We start from the raw sequence: 16,081 nt of genomic DNA, 5'->3' as shown, positions 1-16,081 counted from the left end.
TGGCCGCCGGCGTGCCATGGCGCAGCGCCAGCTGTCGCCACCGGATCGCGCTCGCCGCGCTGACCCCGAACCGCTCGGCCGCCCGCCGGCACGACACCCCACCTTCAACGGCGGCGACCACACGGTCCCGCAGATCACGCGACAAGGCTCGACCCATCCATCCCGGCCTCCCTTGCCGGCAGGGATCGTGAACCAGAAAACCACGGCCATGTGAATCCCTCTCGATTCAGCTCGCTCGAAAACCGCTCTAGCGCAGGCTTTCCAGCCCCGAACGTCGCGCTCTAGGTGGGAAGCGGAGCGGCTGCTTACGGGAGGCGGATGTGGGAGATTGGCCAACCCTGATTTGAGATGCGCGTTCAACCGGCGATGCTGCCCCAATCGGCTTCATCAATGAGCGGAAGCTTGTCATCCGTTCATCGTGTGCGGTCGACCGAGTTCAGCGTCTAGTTATCGGCGCGCTCGCGCGACAAAGAACCTGGGTAGAAAGTGGTTTTTCTCTAAAGTAGGGTGGAGGACATGCGCTACGTCCTACCTGCTCTTGTTGCTATCACAGCCTACGCGCCGTCCGCTCAGGCCGAGCAAGACCTTCACAGGGGTTTCGACGGCGCGCTCCGGGGATGTGAGGAATGGTTGTTAAACCCGGCGAGTTGGGCTGAAGGCACCGGCCCGTTCATTACGGCTGTTGGTCTTGTCGAGGAGATGGCGCTTGTCGAGAAGGTGGAAGAGGTAAACCTTCCACCAAAAAAAATGCGCAAGGCAAACCACTACTGGCGTATCAACTCTTCTCCGACCACAGGCTATATTCTGGTGGTTTCTGACCAGCTACCGATGTGTCACATCACAGGCGGCGGGGTGCCCGACCTTCAGCCGATCGTGCAGAGCGTTCTTTCATCGCCCGCCTTCAACGATCGCTGGGAAGTGGAAAAGAATACCTCAAAAGGCGACATGGCGAGCACAACCTTTCGCAGCCGGAAGGACCCTGCTCTGTCTATCGTTATCAGTCGAGCTAAGCAGCCGGGGCGCAGGCTAGACAGAGTTCAGCTCCTGGCAACGGCGACCTACCAACTGGCGGATTAGTGCGGCTTCGGCAGACAAGCCGCCTGAGAATGAACGGACGTGGGCTTTCGTGCGATGCGAGCGCCGACCTGAACGACTGACTCTGGGGCACAAGCGGAAGGGCAGCTTTTCAGCGCCCGTTTCTCAAGCCCGGGACGTCGCAGTCTGGGTGTAAAGCTCTCCGACCGCTTTCGGGTCCTCGCCATGGAAAAGTCGACACCCGGATGCGAATGTGAAACGCGTCAGATTCTTGCATCGGCAGGTCGCGTGGTCTCGTCCCGTTCTTTGGTTCATGCAAAACTCATGAGTTCTGCATCCCGTCGATAAACAAGCTGAGGCCGGCATTGCAGCTTGTCACCATCAAGCGCTCACATATTCTGGCTCCGGTTGTCGAAAAAACGTTGGTCGAGGAGAAGCGACAAATGCGGCTGATTGGCCAACGTTGGGAGTTTCGGATCGGCAACGCCATAATCGAGGTGGATAACGCCTTCACCTGGACGCTCTGGGGGCAGGAGCGGATGCTGGTGAACGGCGAGCAAGTCCATGCCAGCAGCGGCAGGATGCGATTCGCGCACAAATACCAGGAGCCATGGCTCACGCCATTCGGCGACGGTGAACTGAAGGTTTGGATGAGAAGCACTAGCACCAAAATCCGATGCAGCGCGTCTCTGGACGGTGAGCCAATACCTGCGACTGCCATGTACGCCGCAATCTGGCAGGGATCGGCAGGCAGCTGGCCGAAAGAAGAAGAATGGCAGAAACAATTACCGGGGATGGGATGGGCTGCCGGCTAAACGATCCGCACGGCATGTTCGGTAAGGTTGTTCGCTGTCGTTCCGGTTTGCCTCGGCATTGACCGCGGAAGATCGACTATTTGCGGTAGGCGACGACTATGCGCACACCGGGGGCTTTCTCACTCCCAGTCGACGCTAGTTGTACTACGTGGCCTTCCGGGAACCAGTACGCCGGGATCGCTTTGCCATTTTCGATTTTCCGACCCGTTTCCAGAGCGCCATCCAATGCAGTGGCTACCCCGCTGATAGCCGGAACATCTGGAACTTTCGCCATGATGGTGCAGATCGGCGTAGGGCCGCTGGCTTGATGTACAAGAATCAGGCTGCCCTTGGAAAGCATCGGGATAGGTGAAGCTACGGTTCTACCTCCATCAGACACCGTCACTTTGCTCCACCCGTCGTTCTGGAGGCTATCAATATCGACGCCATCTTCACGGGTTGCCGTAAGACAAGACTGAACACCTTTGACAACTTCCGGCACTGCGGAAGAACCAAGTGAAGCTGCTGACGACGGGGTGGCCATCAAGGCGGCAAGCGAGCAGACAATCACAGTTCGCATGGCGGCACCTTCGGTGGTTGGACCGGACGGTGCGATAGCATGCCGTGCAGGATCATCAATGCAACGTCCGACTTGGGGCGCTTCCTGCCAATCGACTTTCGCCCCCAGTCGCCTTGCTCACACCTCGGAGCTTATCACCCGTCTTCCGGCATAGGCAGCGTAGAGCGCGATGCCGGCTGCGGTCCAGACAAGGAACCACGCATGCGTGGAGCTGGGCAGGCTGAAGAACAGGTACGCGCACCCCAATATGGCGACCGGGCCGACCAGCCATGCGGCGGGTACGCGGAAACCGCGCTCGGCCTGGGGGGCGCGGCGGCGCATGATGAGCATGCATGCCGCTACCGACCCGAACGCGAGGAGCGTTCCGGCGTTGGCCAGGGCGACGATCTCGTCGAGCGGAAAGAACGCTGCGATCGATCCGACGATCAGCACCGTGAACAGGGTGGTGCGCACCGGCACGCCCCGGCCGGAGAGCTTTGCCAGGCCGCGCGGCAGCAGTCCGTCGCGGGCCATGACGAAGAAAATGCGGCTCTGCCCGTAGAAGAAGGCGAGGATGACGGTGGGAAGTGCCACCACCGCGGACAGCGCGAGGAATCGCGCGGCGATCGGCTGGTCGAGCTCGCGCAGGATGAGCCCGAGCGGCTCGGGCGAATTGGCGAACCGGCTGAAATGGGTGGCGCCCAGGGCGGTTCCTGCCACGACCGTGTAGATCGCCGCGCACGCCAGCATCGACCCCATGATCCCGATCGCCAGATCGCGCTTCGGGTTGCGGGTTTCCTCGGCGGCGGTGGCGATCGCGTCAAAACCATAGAAGGCGGAGAAGATGATCGCGGCGGCGGCCATGATGCCCTGCTCGGCACCGTCCGGCCCGACGGACTTGGCGAAGCCGAAGGGGGAGAAGGGGGCCAGATTGGACGCGTCGAACTGAGGCGCGGCGATCGCGACGAACAGCACGAGCGCGGCGAGCTTCACGAGCACCAGGATGGCATTGATCGTCGCGCTCTTTCGCATGCCGTAGATCAGCATGGCGGCGACGAGGCAGATGATCACGGCTGCCGGCAGATTGACCCAACCGCCAGCATGAGGCCCCCGCATCAAGACCCAGGGCACGCCCGCCCAGTCATGCAGCAGGGGTGCGGCATATCCGGACCACCCGACCGCGACGGCGCTCACGACCAGGCTGTATTCCAGGATCAGGCACCAGCCGACGATCCACGCGACTAGCTCACCCACGACGACGTAATTGTACGTGTAGGCGCTGCCGGAGGCCGGAATCATCGTCGCCATCTCTGCATAGGCGAGCGCCGCGCAGGCGCAGACGAGGCCTGCGATGACGAAGGACACCAGGACGGCCGGTCCGGCCTTTGCCGCCCCGACCCCGATCAACGTCAGGATGCCGGTGCCGACGATCGCGCCGACGCCGAGCGCCATGAGATGCGGCCAGCTCATCGTCCGGGCGAGCGTGCCCGTCCCGCGCTCGCCGGTATCGGAAAGGGTTTTGCGGACGTTCCAGTGTTTCAAATGCGCAGGCCTTGGGTGGGAATTGGGGTGCGCCTCATGCGTCAGCCGACGGCGAGATGGGTCGCGGCGATGACAAGGGGCAGGCCGACGATGATCGTCGCCCCGATGATGAATACCCACATTCCGTCGCTGGCAGAAGCCGCCGGAGTCTTTTCCTGCGCCATGTGAACCTCCGTAGTCGCAGGCCCATTCTATGCGGCGGGGCTCCGCAAGTGTCCTTGAAGAGCTTGACCGGCGCCGCAGATTCTGCGGTCTGTGCGCCCTATGACCGCCGAAAGCTCACTCGACCGGATCGACCGGCGAATCCTGCGCACGCTGCAAGCCGAAGGGCGGATCACGAACGCCGCGCTCGCGCAGCGCGTGGGGCTGTCCGAGAGCGCATGCCTGGCGCGCGTCCGCCGGCTGGAGCGTGCCGATGTGATCCAGGGCTACCACGCCCGGCTCGATCCCTTCAAAGTCGATATCGGGTTGGTCCTGTTGGTCGAGGTCGCGCTGGAGGGGCGCCAGCGGGACGAACGCCAGCGCTTCGAAAGGGCGATCCGGGATATCCCGCAGATCGTCGAGGCATCGCACGTCAGCGGTGACACCGACTATGTCCTGAAGGTGGTCGTGCGAACGATGCCGGAATGGAATGATCTGAAAGACCGGCTTGCGGGCGAGGTTGGCCTCGGCCGGATCACGACGCACGTCGTGATGGGCAAGCCGAAGGTCTTCGAAGGCTACCCCGTCGCGGACGGCTGAGGGGGCGGAGTGGGGCGCCTTTAATCCGTCTTCCACTTCACCGGGATACGCAGGTAGCTGACCCCGTTCGATTCGGCGGGCTGGAAACGGCCGGCGCGGATATTGACCTGGATCGCGGGTAGCAGCAGCTTCGGAACGGCGAGGCCGGCGTCGCGCGCCTCGCGCATCGCGACGAACTCGTCCTCGCTCACCCCGTCATGGACATGCACGCTCGCGCGTCGCTGCTCACCGACCGTTGTTTCCCAGCGATACTCGTCACGGCCGGGCGCTTTGTAGTCATGACAGAGGAACAGCCGTGTCGCATCGGGCAGGGCCAGCAAGCGCCGGATCGAGCGATAGAGCGTCCGCGCGCTCGCGCCCGGGAAGTCGGCGCGCGCGGTGCCATAGTCGGGCATGAACAGCGTATCGCCCACGAACGCCACATCGCCGATGCGATAGGCGATGTCGGCGGGCGTGTGGCCGGGAACGTGTAGCACCTCAACCTCAAGCGTACCGATTGCAAACCGGTCGCCATCGTTGAACAGGCGATCGAAATCTGACCCATCTGTCTTGAGATCATCCATCGCGAAAACGGGGCGGAAGATCTTCTGAACGTCGCGGATATGCGCACCGATCCCGATCCAGCTGCCGGTATGCGCCTTGATGAACGGGGCGGCGGACAGGTGGTCGGCATGGGCGTGGGTCTCGAGCACCATGGCGATGCGCCAGTCATGATCGCGCGCGAAATCGAGGATCCGCTCCGCAGACGCGGTGTCGGCCGTGCCGCTCGCGATGTCGAAGTCGAGCACGGGATCGATCACGGCTGCAGTCCGCGTGGCGGGATCGCCGACGAGGTAGCTGATCGTGTTGGTGGGGGCGTCGAAGAACGCCTCAATGAAGGGCCGGGACATCATTTCCTCCGTTAGCGCTTGCTAATATATAAGCGCACGCTACATTAGCAATACCTAATGTGGTGGTGATGCTCAGCAGGTAGATGTGCGCATCGAGGCGCGGCTCGCCACCGTCTATGACTCTCATTGCAAGGATGGATGATGACGCTTGCGACCCTTTCCCCTGCCGAAGCCCGCGCCGCGATCGAGAACGGCGCGCGGCTGATCGACATTCGCGGCGCGGATGAACATGCGCGCGAGCGCATAGCCGGCGCCGTGAATGTGCCGCTCGACCGGCTTGGCGACCTTGCGTGCGACGGCCGTCCGGTTGTGTTCCACTGCAAGTCGGGCATGCGCACCGCTGCCAGCGCGGCGCAGCTTGGCGCGGCGACGGGCGGTGCCAAGGCCTATGTCCTGGCGGGCGGGATCGATGGATGGCGCCAGGCGGGACAGCCGATCCTGACCGATCGGTCGCAGCCGCTGGAGATCATGCGACAGGTTCAGATTACAGCAGGTGCGCTGGTGCTGATCGGCGTGTTGCTTGGGCTCTTCGTCGCGCCAGGCTTCCTTGGGCTGTCGGCATTCGTCGGCGCAGGGCTGATGTTCGCGGGTGTGAGCGGCTGGTGCGGCATGGCCAATCTGCTGCGCGTCATGCCCTGGAACCGCCGCACGGCGGCCTGAGGCATGGAAGCGGCCACCATCCTTGCCGCGCTCGCATCGGGCGGGGCGATCGGCCTCATCCTCGGCCTGGTAGGCGGGGGTGGGTCGATCCTTGCCGTGCCGCTGCTCGTCTATGTCGTCGGCATGGGGTCGCCCCATGCCGCCATCGGCACGGCAGCGGTAGCGGTGGCGGCCAATGCGCTCGCCAGCCTGATCGGACACGCGCGCGGCGGACGGGTCAAGTGGCGGTGCGCGGGCGTGTTCGCGGTAGCGGGCATCGTGGGTGCCGCGATCGGCGCAGAGCTTGGCAAGGCAGTCGATGGCGAGCGGCTGCTCGCGCTGTTCGGGCTGCTGATGATCGGGGTGGGCCTCTCGATGCTGCGCAAGCGGCGCGTAGCGGAGGCGCCCGATGTACGCCTGACGCGGGAAAGCGCCGCCTTCCTGTTGCCACGCCTGGTCGGGATCGGCGTTCTCGTAGGATTGGCCGCAGGCTTTTTCGGCATCGGCGGCGGGTTCCTGATCGTGCCGGGCCTGATGCTCGCCACCGCCATGCCATTGCCTTTTGCGATCGGCACCTCGCTGGTGGTCGTCAGCGCGCTCGGCCTCACGACGGCAGCATCCTATGCCGCGTCCGGCCTTGTGGACTGGGGCGTGACCGGTCTGCTGGTCGCAGGAGGGGTGGGCGGAACGATCGCCGGCATCGCGCTCGGCAAGCGGATCGGTACGCGCAAAGGCCTGCTGGAGCGCGGCTTTGCGGGACTGGTCATTGCCGTCGGCGGCTATGTCGTCGCTTCGTCGATCTAGGCCGCGGGCTTCGGTACGCGTCGCCGGATTGGCCGCAGACTGCCGTCACGATCAGAACCGGTCCCGCCTAGCGGCCACTCGCTCGCTCGACCTCTCGCAGCCCGGCCAGCAGGGCTGCGCGGGAAATTTCACCGGCATGGGTGCGAACGATCCGGCCGCTCGCATCGATGAACAGGGTGGTTGGCATGGCGCGGGAGCCAATCCGCTGGGCAAAATTACTCAGGGGGTCCGTCCGCACCGAATCCTCGGCGAGCCCGCTACGCTGCAAATAGGCGCGAACCTGCGCGATATCCTCGCCCTGATTGACCAGCAGGATCGGGGTCTTTGATCCTTTCGCGACATCGATGAGCATCGGCATCTCGCGGCGGCACGGCGGGCACCAGGTCGCCCAGAGATTCACCACCAAAGGTCGGCCGCGCAGGCTGTCGATCGGCAGCGGCCGCTGTTCCATATCCGCGACCACCAGACCGGGCGGCAGCGGACGGGGCGCCGGCGTCAGCCAGGATTCCGCCGCCAGCTGCACCGCGGCCAGCGCGACGATCGATCCGAACATCCACAAGGTGGCGCGGCGCAGGCCCAGCAGGAAAAGCGTCACCAGCATCGCAGTGACCACCCCGGGCCAGAGCGAAAAGCCGCCCTGCCACATGGCCAGGATGCTCCACGGCTCCGCCATGAATGCTTCCGAATGCGTAATGACAAACCCGATCCGCGCTGCGAGGATCCCTGCCCCCGCGGCGATCCAGGCCGCGCGGCCAGCGCGGGTCGAAGTGCGCGACCCGATGAATGCGCCCAGGCTGATGAACCCCCACAGCAGCGCGATCGCGATCGCGCGGCCGGTGGAGATCATCACCGGGCCAATCTGAATAACGTTGTCCATGCAGGCGCGCTTGCAGATCAAAATTGAGGCCAGCGTATGGCCGCCTCGACGGCCCTGAGCACGACTGCGTCGCTAGTCGCGGACGCGCGCTGCTCCTCGCGCGGCCTCAGTTCTTCAGCCGCCAGCCGCTCTTGAAGATCCAGGCGATGATGGCGAGGCATATAACCAGGAAGCCGAGCGTCACGCCCAGGCTGATCGCGATGTCGACGTCGCCCTTGCCGAAGAAGCTCCAGCGGAAACCGCTCACGAGGTAGACGACCGGGTTGAACAGGCTGACCGTCCGCCACGGCTGCGGCAGCATGTCGATCGAATAGAAGCTGCCGCCCAGGAAGGTCAGCGGCGTGATCAGCAGCAGGGGCACGAAGTTCAGCTGTTCGAAGCTCTTGGCCCAGATGCCGAGGATGAAGCCGAGGAGGCTGAACGCGATCGACGTGAGCAGCAGGAAGGCGATCATCGCGCCGGGATGCAGCACCCGAATGGGAACGAAGAAGGCCGAGGTCGCAAGGATGATGATGCCGATCACGATCGACTTGGTCGCGGCGGCTCCGACATAACCCAGAACCATCTCCATCGCCGAAATGGGCGCGGAGAGAAGCTCGAAGATCGTGCCGGTGAACTTGGGGAAGTAGATGCCGATCGAGGCATTGCCCACGCTCTGCGTCAGCAGCGAGAGCATGATGAGGCCGGGGACGATGAAGCTGCCATAGCTCACGCCGTCGACGCTCTGCATCCGGCTGCCGATCGCGCCGCCAAAGACGATGAAGTAGAGGCTGGTGGTCAGCACCGGCCCGACGAGGCTCTGCCACAGGGTGCGAAGCGAGCGCGCCATCTCGAAGCGATAGATCGCCCAAATTCCATGCAGGTTCATGCCCGCTCCCCCACCAGGTCGACGAAGATGTCCTCGAGGCTCGACTTCGACGTCTCAAGGTCGGTGAATGCGATGTGCCGGTCGGCCAGCGCGCGCAGGAGCGAGGGGATGCCGGTATCCTCCCGCGTCGAATCGAACACGTAGCGCAGGGTCTTTCCCTCGTGCAGCAGGCTGAGCTGCCAGAGCTCCAGCCCGTCGGGGACGGTTTCGAGGGGCTCGGCAAGCGTGAGGTCGAGTTCGCGCTTCCCCAGTTTCTGCATCAGCGCGGATTTCTCGTCGACCAGTAGCAGCTTGCCCTTGCTGATGACGCCGACCCGGTCGGCCATTTCCTCGGCCTCCTCGATATAATGGGTCGTGAGGATGATGGTCGTCCCGCGTTCGCGCAGGCGATGCACCAGCTTCCACATGTCCCGGCGCAGCGCCACGTCGACGCCCGCGGTGGGCTCGTCGAGGAACAGCACCTCGGGCTCATGGGCAAGCGCCTTGGCGATGAGCACGCGCCGCTTCATGCCGCCCGACAGCTCCATGATCCGGGCGTCGCGCTTGTCCCACAGCGAGAGGTCCCGCAGGACCTGCTCGATATAGGCGCTGTGTCCCGACAGGCCGAACAGCCGCCGCGAGAAGGTGACCGTGGCGAGTACAGTCTCGAACATGTCGACCGACAGTTCCTGGGGAACCAGGCCGATGCGGCGCCGCGCCGACTTATAGTCGACGAGCGCGTCGTGGCCGGCCACCTGGATCGATCCGGTGGTGGGGGTCACGATGCCGCAAATGATGCTGATCAACGTGGTCTTGCCCGCGCCGTTGGGGCCCAGGAGCGCGAAGATCTCCCCCTTGTTGATCGTCAGGTCGACACTGTGAAGCGCGGTAAAGCCGCCCTTGTACGTCTTGGACACGCCGCTCACGGCGAGGATCGGTTCTGGCATGGGGTCCCCTTTGCCGCGCGTAGATAGGAGGGGGCAGGGGCGCATTAAAGTCGCCGGAACCAGGCAATTTGAGAAACGACCTGTTCGGCGTCGAACCCGCCAGTAGAGGGCTGGACAGGAGGTAGAAGTTACAAGTGAAACAGGCGCCGGATCGCGGTGGTCAGGCGGCGGCGAGGGTAGTCACGACCGGGAGGGTGGTGAGGCCGCGCAGGCCCAGATTCTCGCGCCATTCGAGCGGCCCGCCGACCAGTTCGATGGTCGCGGCCCGGCGCAACAGTTCCTCGAACGCGATGCCGGCCTGCATGCGGGCGAGCGCGGCGCCGAAACAGAAATGCGGGCCCCAGGCAAAGGCCAGATGACGGTTGGGCGTGCGGGCGATGTCGAAGCGTTCGGGATCGTCGAAGACCAGCGGGTCGCGGTTCGCGGCCGCGGTCATCACCATCACCGCGTCGCCCCTGGCGATCCTCTGCCCGCCAAGCTCCACGTCCGCGGGTGCGATCCGTCCGCTGAACTGGCTCGGCGTTTCGTAGCGCAGGATCTCTTCGACGGCGCCGCGCATGGCCGCCGGGTCCCGGCGTATCCGCTCCATCGCCTCGGGGTGGGCGGTGAGGGTCGCGGTGCCGCTGGAAATGAGGTTGGTGATGGTGCCGAGACCGCCGACCAGGGTGATGATGACGTTGGCGATGATCTCCGCATCGTCGAGCGGGTCGGCGCCGTCCTGGGCCAGGAGCGCGCCGATCAGGCCGCGCCCCTCGCCCGCGCGCTGTTCGGCGATGGCGTCGGCGATATAGGCGGTCATCGCGTCCAGCGATGCCGCGAGCCGGTCGCCCTCCGACCGGGACTGGTGGAAATTGCCGATGAGCGCGGCGAAATCGTCGGACCAGATCTGAAGCTGGCGCCAGTCGGCGAGGGGGAGGCCGGAAATCTCGGTCGTGATCATCGCCGGAAGCGGCTCGGCATAATCGGCGTGCAGGTCCCAGGCGGCACCGTGGTCGATACGGTCCATCAGCCCGCTGCAGATCTCCCGCATCCGGTGTTCGAGTCGCCGGACGCGCACCGGGTTGAACAGCGCGGAGCAGGCCGCTCGGACGCGCATGTGGCGCGGCGGGTCCATGAACATCATCTGCCGGCGCATCACGTCGGCCGCCGGCGCGAGCATCGGCAGCCCCATGCGGCCGAAGGTTTCCGCGCTGGGCGTGCGGGCGGACAGGAAATCCTGGAACACCGTGACCGCCTCCGCATAGCCGGTGACGATCCAGGTATGGACATAGGGGTCCCAGATCACGGTCCCCCGGTCCCGCATCCGGCGATACAGAAGATGCGGGTCGGCGTGATAATCGGGCCGCAGAAGCTGGGCGAGGCTGGGGGCCCGTTCCGCAGGCTGGCTGGTCACCGCGCGTCGAGCCCGAGCGGGGGCGGCGCCTCCATCCCGCCAGCGAAGCTGGGGCTGCGCGCCATGCGGGCGTCGATTTCGGCCGCGAGGCCTTCGATCGTCGGCGTCTCGAACAGGTCGCGCAGGGTCAGCTCGATCTCGAAGACTTCGCGGCACTGGATGACGACCTGCGTCGCGAGCAGCGAATGGCCGCCGATCAGGAAGAAATCGTCCTCGGCCGAGACATCGTCGATCTCCAGCACGCCGGTGACGATCTCTGCCACCAGGATTTCGGTGTCAGTCTCCGGCTGGCGCCCGCGGCTCTCCACGACCTCCGGCGCGGGCAGGGCGTCGCGATCGATCTTGCCGTTGCGGGTCATCGGGAGAATGGGCAGCGTGACGAACTGCGCGGGGATGTGGCTGCGCGGGAGATGCCGTTCGAGGAACAGCCGCATCTCCTCCGCCGAGGGGAGCGTCGCGAGCGCGGCGCGGGTGTCGGTGGCGCCGGCCCCCGGGACCGGCGCGACATAGGCGATCATCTGCCGGCCCAGCGTCTCATGCTCGCGGACCGCCACGACCGCCGCGCCGATCGCGGGATGGCGCTGAAGCGAGACCGCCACCTCGTCCAGTTCGATCCGGACGCCGCGGATCTTCGCCTGGGTATCGGTGCGCCCGCAAAAGGCGAATTCGCCCGTGTCGAGTCGCCGCGCGCGGTCGCCCGTGCGGTAGAGGCGCGCGTCGGGCAGGTTGGAGAAGGGATCGGGCACGAACTTGGCGGCGGTCAGCTCGGGCCGGTTGCGGTAGCCCCGCCCGACGCAGCGCCCGCCGATCCAGATTTCGCCCTCGACCCCCTGGGGCACGGGCTGCATCGCCCCGTCGAGGAGGTGGATGTCGGCGCCGTCGATGGGCCAGCCGATGGTCGGTAAGGCCCCCGTGCCGCCACCCGTGCCGGCAGCCGCCCCGCTGCGGGGCGGAACCCGGCCCGAGGTGACCGCGATGGTGCATTCCGAGGGGCCATAGTTGTTGACGAAGTCGAACGGCAGCGCCTCGTCCGGAAAGGCGCGCAGCACGTCGCCGCCGGTGAGCATCAGCCGGAGCGGGATGTCGCGTGGCCAGGGCGCGGACAGCAGCAGCTCCGCCAGCGCCATCGGGATCGAGCCGATCGTGACATTGCGTTCGATCAGCCAGCGCTGGAGCAGTTCGGCAGAGGTGCGGGTGGTGTGATCGACGACCTCCACCGCGGCGCCCGCTGCCAGATACGGCCATATCTCTGACTGGGCGGCGTCGAAGGTCAGGCCCATCGCATAGCCGGCGCGGTCCTCGGGCGTCACCGCAAAGGCGCGGATCGTCCATTCCATGAAGTTCAGGAGATTGTCGTGGGTGATTTCCACGCCGTTCGGCACCCCGGTGGTGCCGGAGGTGTAGACGACATAGGCGAGGTCGCTGCCGCCGCAGGGGGGCAGGGCGATGGCGCCGACGAACTCTTCCTGGTCGAGCCGGAGTTCCCCCGGCGCGACGTCGCCGTCCTGTTCGCGCGCGATCACCGCTGCGGCCCCGCTGTCCGCGATCATGAAGGCGCGGCGTTCCTCGGGATCATCCGGATCGATCACCAGGAACGCGCAGCCCGCCAGCAGCACACCCAAAAGCGCCATGATCTGATCGGTGGAGCGGCGCATCCGCACCGCGACGACCGAGCCTGGCTCGACCCCGATGTGCAACAGCCGCCGGGCGACGGCGGTCGCGCGCCGCTCCAGCGTGGCATAGCGGGTGTCGGCCCCGGCCTCGCTCACCGCGACGCGGTAGGGGTGCGCCAAGGCGGCGGCGAGAACATGGTCCTGCACGCCGATCGGTCGATCGGGGTATGGCCGCGGGTGTTGCAGCATGCGGTGCTCCATTGGATGGTGCGGGCGGTCCCGCAGCGCCCAGCCTGACGATCCCGCGCGGGAGGCACTGCGGGTCGGGAAACGCTATCAGCGATGGGATCGCCGGTAACTCGGCCAATCTACGGAGCGGGTCGCAGATCGGCGCATTTTCACGCCTGTTCGGGCGGCGCGCCGGCGGTGTTCAGCTCTGGAAGACGACGGTGCGGCAGCCGTTGATCAGCACCCTGCCTTCCAGGTGCAGCCGCAGTGCGCGGGCGAGGACGCGGCGTTCGATGTCGCGACCCTTGCGGATCAGTTCGGCCGGGTCGTCGGCATGGCTGATCGGCATGGCATCCTGGGCGATGATCGGCCCCTCATCGAGGTCGGCGGTGACATAATGGGCGGTGGCGCCGATCATCTTCACGCCGCGCGCATGGGCCTGGTGATAGGGGCGCGCGCCTTTGAAGCCGGGGAGGAAGCTGTGGTGGATGTTGATGCAGCGCCCGGCGAGCGCCTGCGCCATGTTGGTCGACAGGATCTGCATGTAGCGGGCGAGGACGACCAGGTCCGCCTGGCCCGCGTCGGCAATCGCAAGGATCGCACGCTCCTGCTCCTCCCGCGTCTCGGCCGTGACGGGCAGATAGTGGAAGGGCAGCCCGTGGAGCATGCCCCCGCTGCCGCCGGGATGCGGGTGGTTGGAGACGATGCCGATCGGCTCCATCGCGAGCTCGCCGTCGCGCCAGCGGTGCAGCAGGTCGAGCAGACAGTGATCGGTGCGGCTGGCGAGCAGCAGCACCCGCTTGGGCCGGTCGCACGGTGCGACGTCCACTTCCATGCCGAACCGGGCGACGCATTCCGACAGGGTGGCAGCGATGCTGTCGACGTCGCGCGCCTCGCCCTGGAAATCTACGCGCATGAAGAAGCGGTCGTTTTCGACATCCTCGAACTGCTGGGAGTCGCGGATGTCGAAGCCGGCGGCGGCGAGCGAGCGGGCGACGCAGGCGACGATGCCGGGCGCGTTCGCGCAGGTGAGGCGAGCGACCACGCGCATCTGGGTCATGCGGGCCGGCGGTTCATTGCTGCAGCCGCACCGTGAACATCAGGCGGTTGTCCCTGAAGTTGCGCAGGCCGTCGGACCGGGGCGAATGCTGGGCCAGATGTTCGAAGCGGAGATCGTAGACGAGGTTGCGGCCCATCCGGTAGCGCGCGCCGGCGCCGAGCTGGGGACGCCTGGCGCGGCCGCGGGTGCCCTGGAACTCGTCCCAGGTATAGCCTGCCTGCGCCGAGACGATGACGCTGCGGAAAAGCTCGTAATCGGCGCGGGCGTTGATGTCGGTGCTGAGATAGGCCGGGGTGTCGGTTTGCGCCGCGTCGCGGATCTGGCGGCCACCCTCTGCGGTGAGGGTCAGGACGGGCTGGATGAACCATTCGACCTTGCCGCGCCCGCTCAGGCCCTTGGCGCTCCAGATGTCGTTTGCGCCCTGTTGCGAGAGATACCCCGCCTGGACGTGGCCGCGAACCTGGCGAGTGATGTCGAAGTCCGCGCCGGCTTCCAGCGTGAAGCCGGAGGAGTCGCGATCGAACGGTGCCCCGGCCATGTTGCGGTATGCGCGCCGGTTCGCGGTGGCATCGACATAGACCGACAGTGCCGGGCTGACGGCGAGGTCGGCGCGGGCAAGCGCGGAGGTGATGTCGCGGTCGCGGAAACCCTGGCGCAGCGGGGCCCCGGCGATGGTTCGCGAATCCTCGAACCGGAACCGGTGCCAGTCGAGCCCGGCGCGGACCGTCACCATCCCGAACGGATATTCGCCGACCAGCGCCGCGCCGGTGCGGCGATAGCGGATCGGCCGGTCGGAGGCGCCGGGGGCATCGACGTCGGTGCGCAACTGGGTGAGGCGCGCGGTATCGACGGAGGCGTCGAGATACCCCCGTTCCAGGTCGATCCGCCCGCCGGCGTCCAGCAGATAGTTGGTCGTGCTTTCGCTGTCCGCCTTCAGATACTGGCGGCGGGAGATCGAGGCGGCGGCGCTGAGCGCATTGCGCGACCAGTCGCTGCGGACGGAGACATTGGCGCCGGCCGTGACGATGACGTCGGAGACCCGGTTGCGGTCGAGCGCATAGATGTTGCTGTCGTACTGGACGCCCAGGTCCACCGACGGGCGGACGAGCATCGAGCCGGCGCGAATGCCCAGCGGATCGAGTTCGGGATGGGGGCGCTCGGCCACCGCGAGCGCGGCGTCGTGCTGGCGATCCTCGAACGGGCGATCCTGCAGGGTCTGCGCACCGAGCACGCCGGGGAAGGCGGTGATGCAGACGACGGCAATGGCCCGGCGGCAATGGCCAGGCACGTTATCGCGCGCCCTGGCGCAGGAGCACCGCGAACGGCGTGCGCAGCAGGATCCGCAGGTCCCCGCCCAGCGTCCATTGCCGGGCATAGGCCGCATCGAGGCGTACGCGCTCGGCATAGGTGAGGTTGTTGCGGCCGCTCACCTGCCACAGACCCGTGACCCCCGGGGTCACCCCCAGGTAATGGCGCGCGCTGGTTCCGTAGCGGGAGAGCTCGTCCGGGGTGATCGGGCGGGGACCGACGAGGCTCATTTCGCCGCGCAGGACGTTGATCAGCTGGGGCAGCTCGTCGAGGCTGGTCTTGCGCAGGAGGCTGCCGACGCCAGAGACGCGCGGGTCGCGATCCAGCTTGCGGGTGCGCGACCATTCGGCGGCACTCGCGGGGTCGGTGGCGAGCAGCTGGGCAAGCCGCTGGTCGCCGTCCTGATGCATGGTGCGGAACTTCAGGCAGCGGAAGCTGCGCCCGCCGCGGCCCACCCGGGCATGGCCGTAGAAGACACCGCCGGGGCCGCTGTTGCGGATCAGCACGGTGATGGTGAGCAGGACCGGCAGCGCGAGCAGCAGGAGGATCGCGGCGACCACGACGTCGCCGCTGCGCTTGACCGACAGCGCGATGGCGCGGGTCAGCGCCTCCCGCCGATCGGCTGCAATACGGACGAACAGATCTGCGACAGCCCCACGATCGTGCATGGTTCCCCCTGTTTTGACAGTGTTTGTACCGATTGTCCGGCCGTTGCGGCCGTGCTCACCTGGGCCCGCCGTCGAAAAAGCGGCGTTGCTGTTCTTTAATCACGGGCACCCAACAAGGGCAACAACATGGGCCGCT

Annotated in this window: 17 protein-coding genes and 1 pseudogene; 5 read left to right on the top strand and 13 right to left on the bottom strand. The window is 66.2% G+C overall.

Annotation, left to right across the window (positions count from 1 at the left end; genetic code table 11):
* Window positions 1–157, bottom strand: a pseudogene (locus tag QP045_RS15585) (IS630 family transposase); the annotation flags it as partial.
* A gap of 359 nt (window positions 158–516) precedes the next feature.
* On the opposite strand from QP045_RS15585, the gene QP045_RS15580 reads away from it, so the two are divergent.
* The gene (locus tag QP045_RS15580) at window positions 517–1,077 is read left to right on the top strand and encodes a hypothetical protein (protein ID WP_422515913.1); all 561 of its coding nucleotides are present in this window, start codon (window positions 517–519) and stop codon (window positions 1,075–1,077) included.
* 323 nt (window positions 1,078–1,400) lie between these two features.
* Complete coding sequence (locus tag QP045_RS15575) at window positions 1,401–1,850, top strand: hypothetical protein (RefSeq protein WP_422515912.1); 450 nt, start codon at window positions 1,401–1,403, stop codon at window positions 1,848–1,850.
* Between the two features lie 76 nt (window positions 1,851–1,926).
* On the opposite strand, the gene QP045_RS15570 is transcribed toward QP045_RS15575, so the two are convergent.
* The 3 genes from QP045_RS15570 to QP045_RS15560 all read right to left on the bottom strand — a co-directional run bounded on the left by QP045_RS15570 (window position 1,927) and on the right by QP045_RS15560 (window position 4,094).
* Window positions 1,927–2,409 carry a hypothetical protein gene (locus tag QP045_RS15570; RefSeq protein ID WP_422515911.1) on the bottom strand — a complete coding sequence of 161 codons (483 nt, stop codon included), beginning with the start codon at window positions 2,407–2,409 and terminating at the stop codon, window positions 1,927–1,929.
* A 117-nt stretch (window positions 2,410–2,526) separates the two neighbouring features.
* The gene (locus QP045_RS15565) at window positions 2,527–3,858 is read right to left on the bottom strand and encodes an amino acid permease (protein WP_422515916.1); all 1,332 of its coding nucleotides are present in this window, start codon (window positions 3,856–3,858) and stop codon (window positions 2,527–2,529) included.
* Between the two features lie 113 nt (window positions 3,859–3,971).
* Window positions 3,972–4,094 carry a hypothetical protein gene (locus tag QP045_RS15560; protein ID WP_422515910.1) on the bottom strand — a complete coding sequence of 41 codons (123 nt, stop codon included), beginning with the start codon at window positions 4,092–4,094 and terminating at the stop codon, window positions 3,972–3,974.
* A 100-nt stretch (window positions 4,095–4,194) separates the two neighbouring features.
* Here QP045_RS15560 and QP045_RS15555 point away from each other — a divergent pair, with 100 nt between their 5' ends.
* A complete protein-coding gene (locus QP045_RS15555) occupies window positions 4,195–4,671 on the top strand; it encodes an Lrp/AsnC family transcriptional regulator (protein ID WP_422515909.1) in 477 nt (158 codons plus the stop codon).
* A 20-nt stretch (window positions 4,672–4,691) separates the two neighbouring features.
* Here the strand turns inward: QP045_RS15555 and QP045_RS15550 are convergent, their stop codons facing one another.
* Window positions 4,692–5,561, bottom strand: a complete 870-nt coding sequence (locus tag QP045_RS15550) for an MBL fold metallo-hydrolase (protein ID WP_422515908.1) — start codon at window positions 5,559–5,561, stop codon at window positions 4,692–4,694.
* Between the two features lie 141 nt (window positions 5,562–5,702).
* On the opposite strand from QP045_RS15550, the gene QP045_RS15545 reads away from it, so the two are divergent.
* Together QP045_RS15545 and QP045_RS15540 are read left to right on the top strand one after the other, a co-directional pair.
* Window positions 5,703–6,221 carry a rhodanese-like domain-containing protein gene (locus tag QP045_RS15545; protein ID WP_422515907.1) on the top strand — a complete coding sequence of 173 codons (519 nt, stop codon included), beginning with the start codon at window positions 5,703–5,705 and terminating at the stop codon, window positions 6,219–6,221.
* A 3-nt stretch (window positions 6,222–6,224) separates the two neighbouring features.
* Window positions 6,225–7,004, top strand: coding sequence for a sulfite exporter TauE/SafE family protein (locus tag QP045_RS15540; RefSeq protein WP_422515906.1), 780 nt, complete (start codon window positions 6,225–6,227; stop codon window positions 7,002–7,004).
* A 67-nt stretch (window positions 7,005–7,071) separates the two neighbouring features.
* Here QP045_RS15540 and QP045_RS15535 read toward each other — a convergent pair whose 3' ends face one another.
* The 8 genes from QP045_RS15535 to QP045_RS15500 form a co-directional block, all read right to left on the bottom strand.
* Window positions 7,072–7,881, bottom strand: a complete 810-nt coding sequence (locus QP045_RS15535; protein WP_422515905.1) for a prolipoprotein diacylglyceryl transferase family protein — start codon at window positions 7,879–7,881, stop codon at window positions 7,072–7,074.
* A 106-nt stretch (window positions 7,882–7,987) separates the two neighbouring features.
* The gene (locus tag QP045_RS15530) at window positions 7,988–8,749 is read right to left on the bottom strand and encodes an ABC transporter permease (RefSeq protein ID WP_422515904.1); all 762 of its coding nucleotides are present in this window, start codon (window positions 8,747–8,749) and stop codon (window positions 7,988–7,990) included.
* The gene (locus tag QP045_RS15525) at window positions 8,746–9,675 is read right to left on the bottom strand and encodes an ABC transporter ATP-binding protein (protein WP_422515903.1); all 930 of its coding nucleotides are present in this window, start codon (window positions 9,673–9,675) and stop codon (window positions 8,746–8,748) included. The genes QP045_RS15530 and QP045_RS15525 overlap by 4 nt, the downstream gene beginning before the upstream one ends.
* A 160-nt stretch (window positions 9,676–9,835) precedes the next feature.
* A complete protein-coding gene (locus QP045_RS15520; protein WP_422515902.1) occupies window positions 9,836–11,068 on the bottom strand; it encodes a cytochrome P450 in 1,233 nt (410 codons plus the stop codon).
* Complete coding sequence (locus QP045_RS15515; protein ID WP_422515901.1) at window positions 11,065–12,930, bottom strand: non-ribosomal peptide synthetase; 1,866 nt, start codon at window positions 12,928–12,930, stop codon at window positions 11,065–11,067. The genes QP045_RS15520 and QP045_RS15515 overlap by 4 nt, the downstream gene beginning before the upstream one ends.
* Before the next feature lie 181 nt (window positions 12,931–13,111).
* Window positions 13,112–13,969 (bottom strand): formyltetrahydrofolate deformylase, encoded by an 858-nt coding sequence (gene purU, locus QP045_RS15510; RefSeq protein WP_422515900.1) that lies wholly within the window; start codon window positions 13,967–13,969, stop codon window positions 13,112–13,114.
* 13 nt (window positions 13,970–13,982) lie between these two features.
* Window positions 13,983–15,257 carry an outer membrane beta-barrel protein gene (locus QP045_RS15505; protein ID WP_422515899.1) on the bottom strand — a complete coding sequence of 425 codons (1,275 nt, stop codon included), beginning with the start codon at window positions 15,255–15,257 and terminating at the stop codon, window positions 13,983–13,985.
* Window position 15,258: 1 nt separating this feature from the next.
* The gene (locus QP045_RS15500) at window positions 15,259–15,945 is read right to left on the bottom strand and encodes a sugar transferase (protein WP_422515898.1); all 687 of its coding nucleotides are present in this window, start codon (window positions 15,943–15,945) and stop codon (window positions 15,259–15,261) included.
* Window positions 15,946–16,081: the final 136 nt, after the last annotated feature.

The sequence above is a fragment of the Sphingomonas sp. 3-13AW genome, assembly GCF_049311085.1.
Lineage (GTDB): Bacteria > Pseudomonadota > Alphaproteobacteria > Sphingomonadales > Sphingomonadaceae > Sphingomonas.
This window is presented reverse-complemented; position numbering and strand designations above follow the sequence as displayed.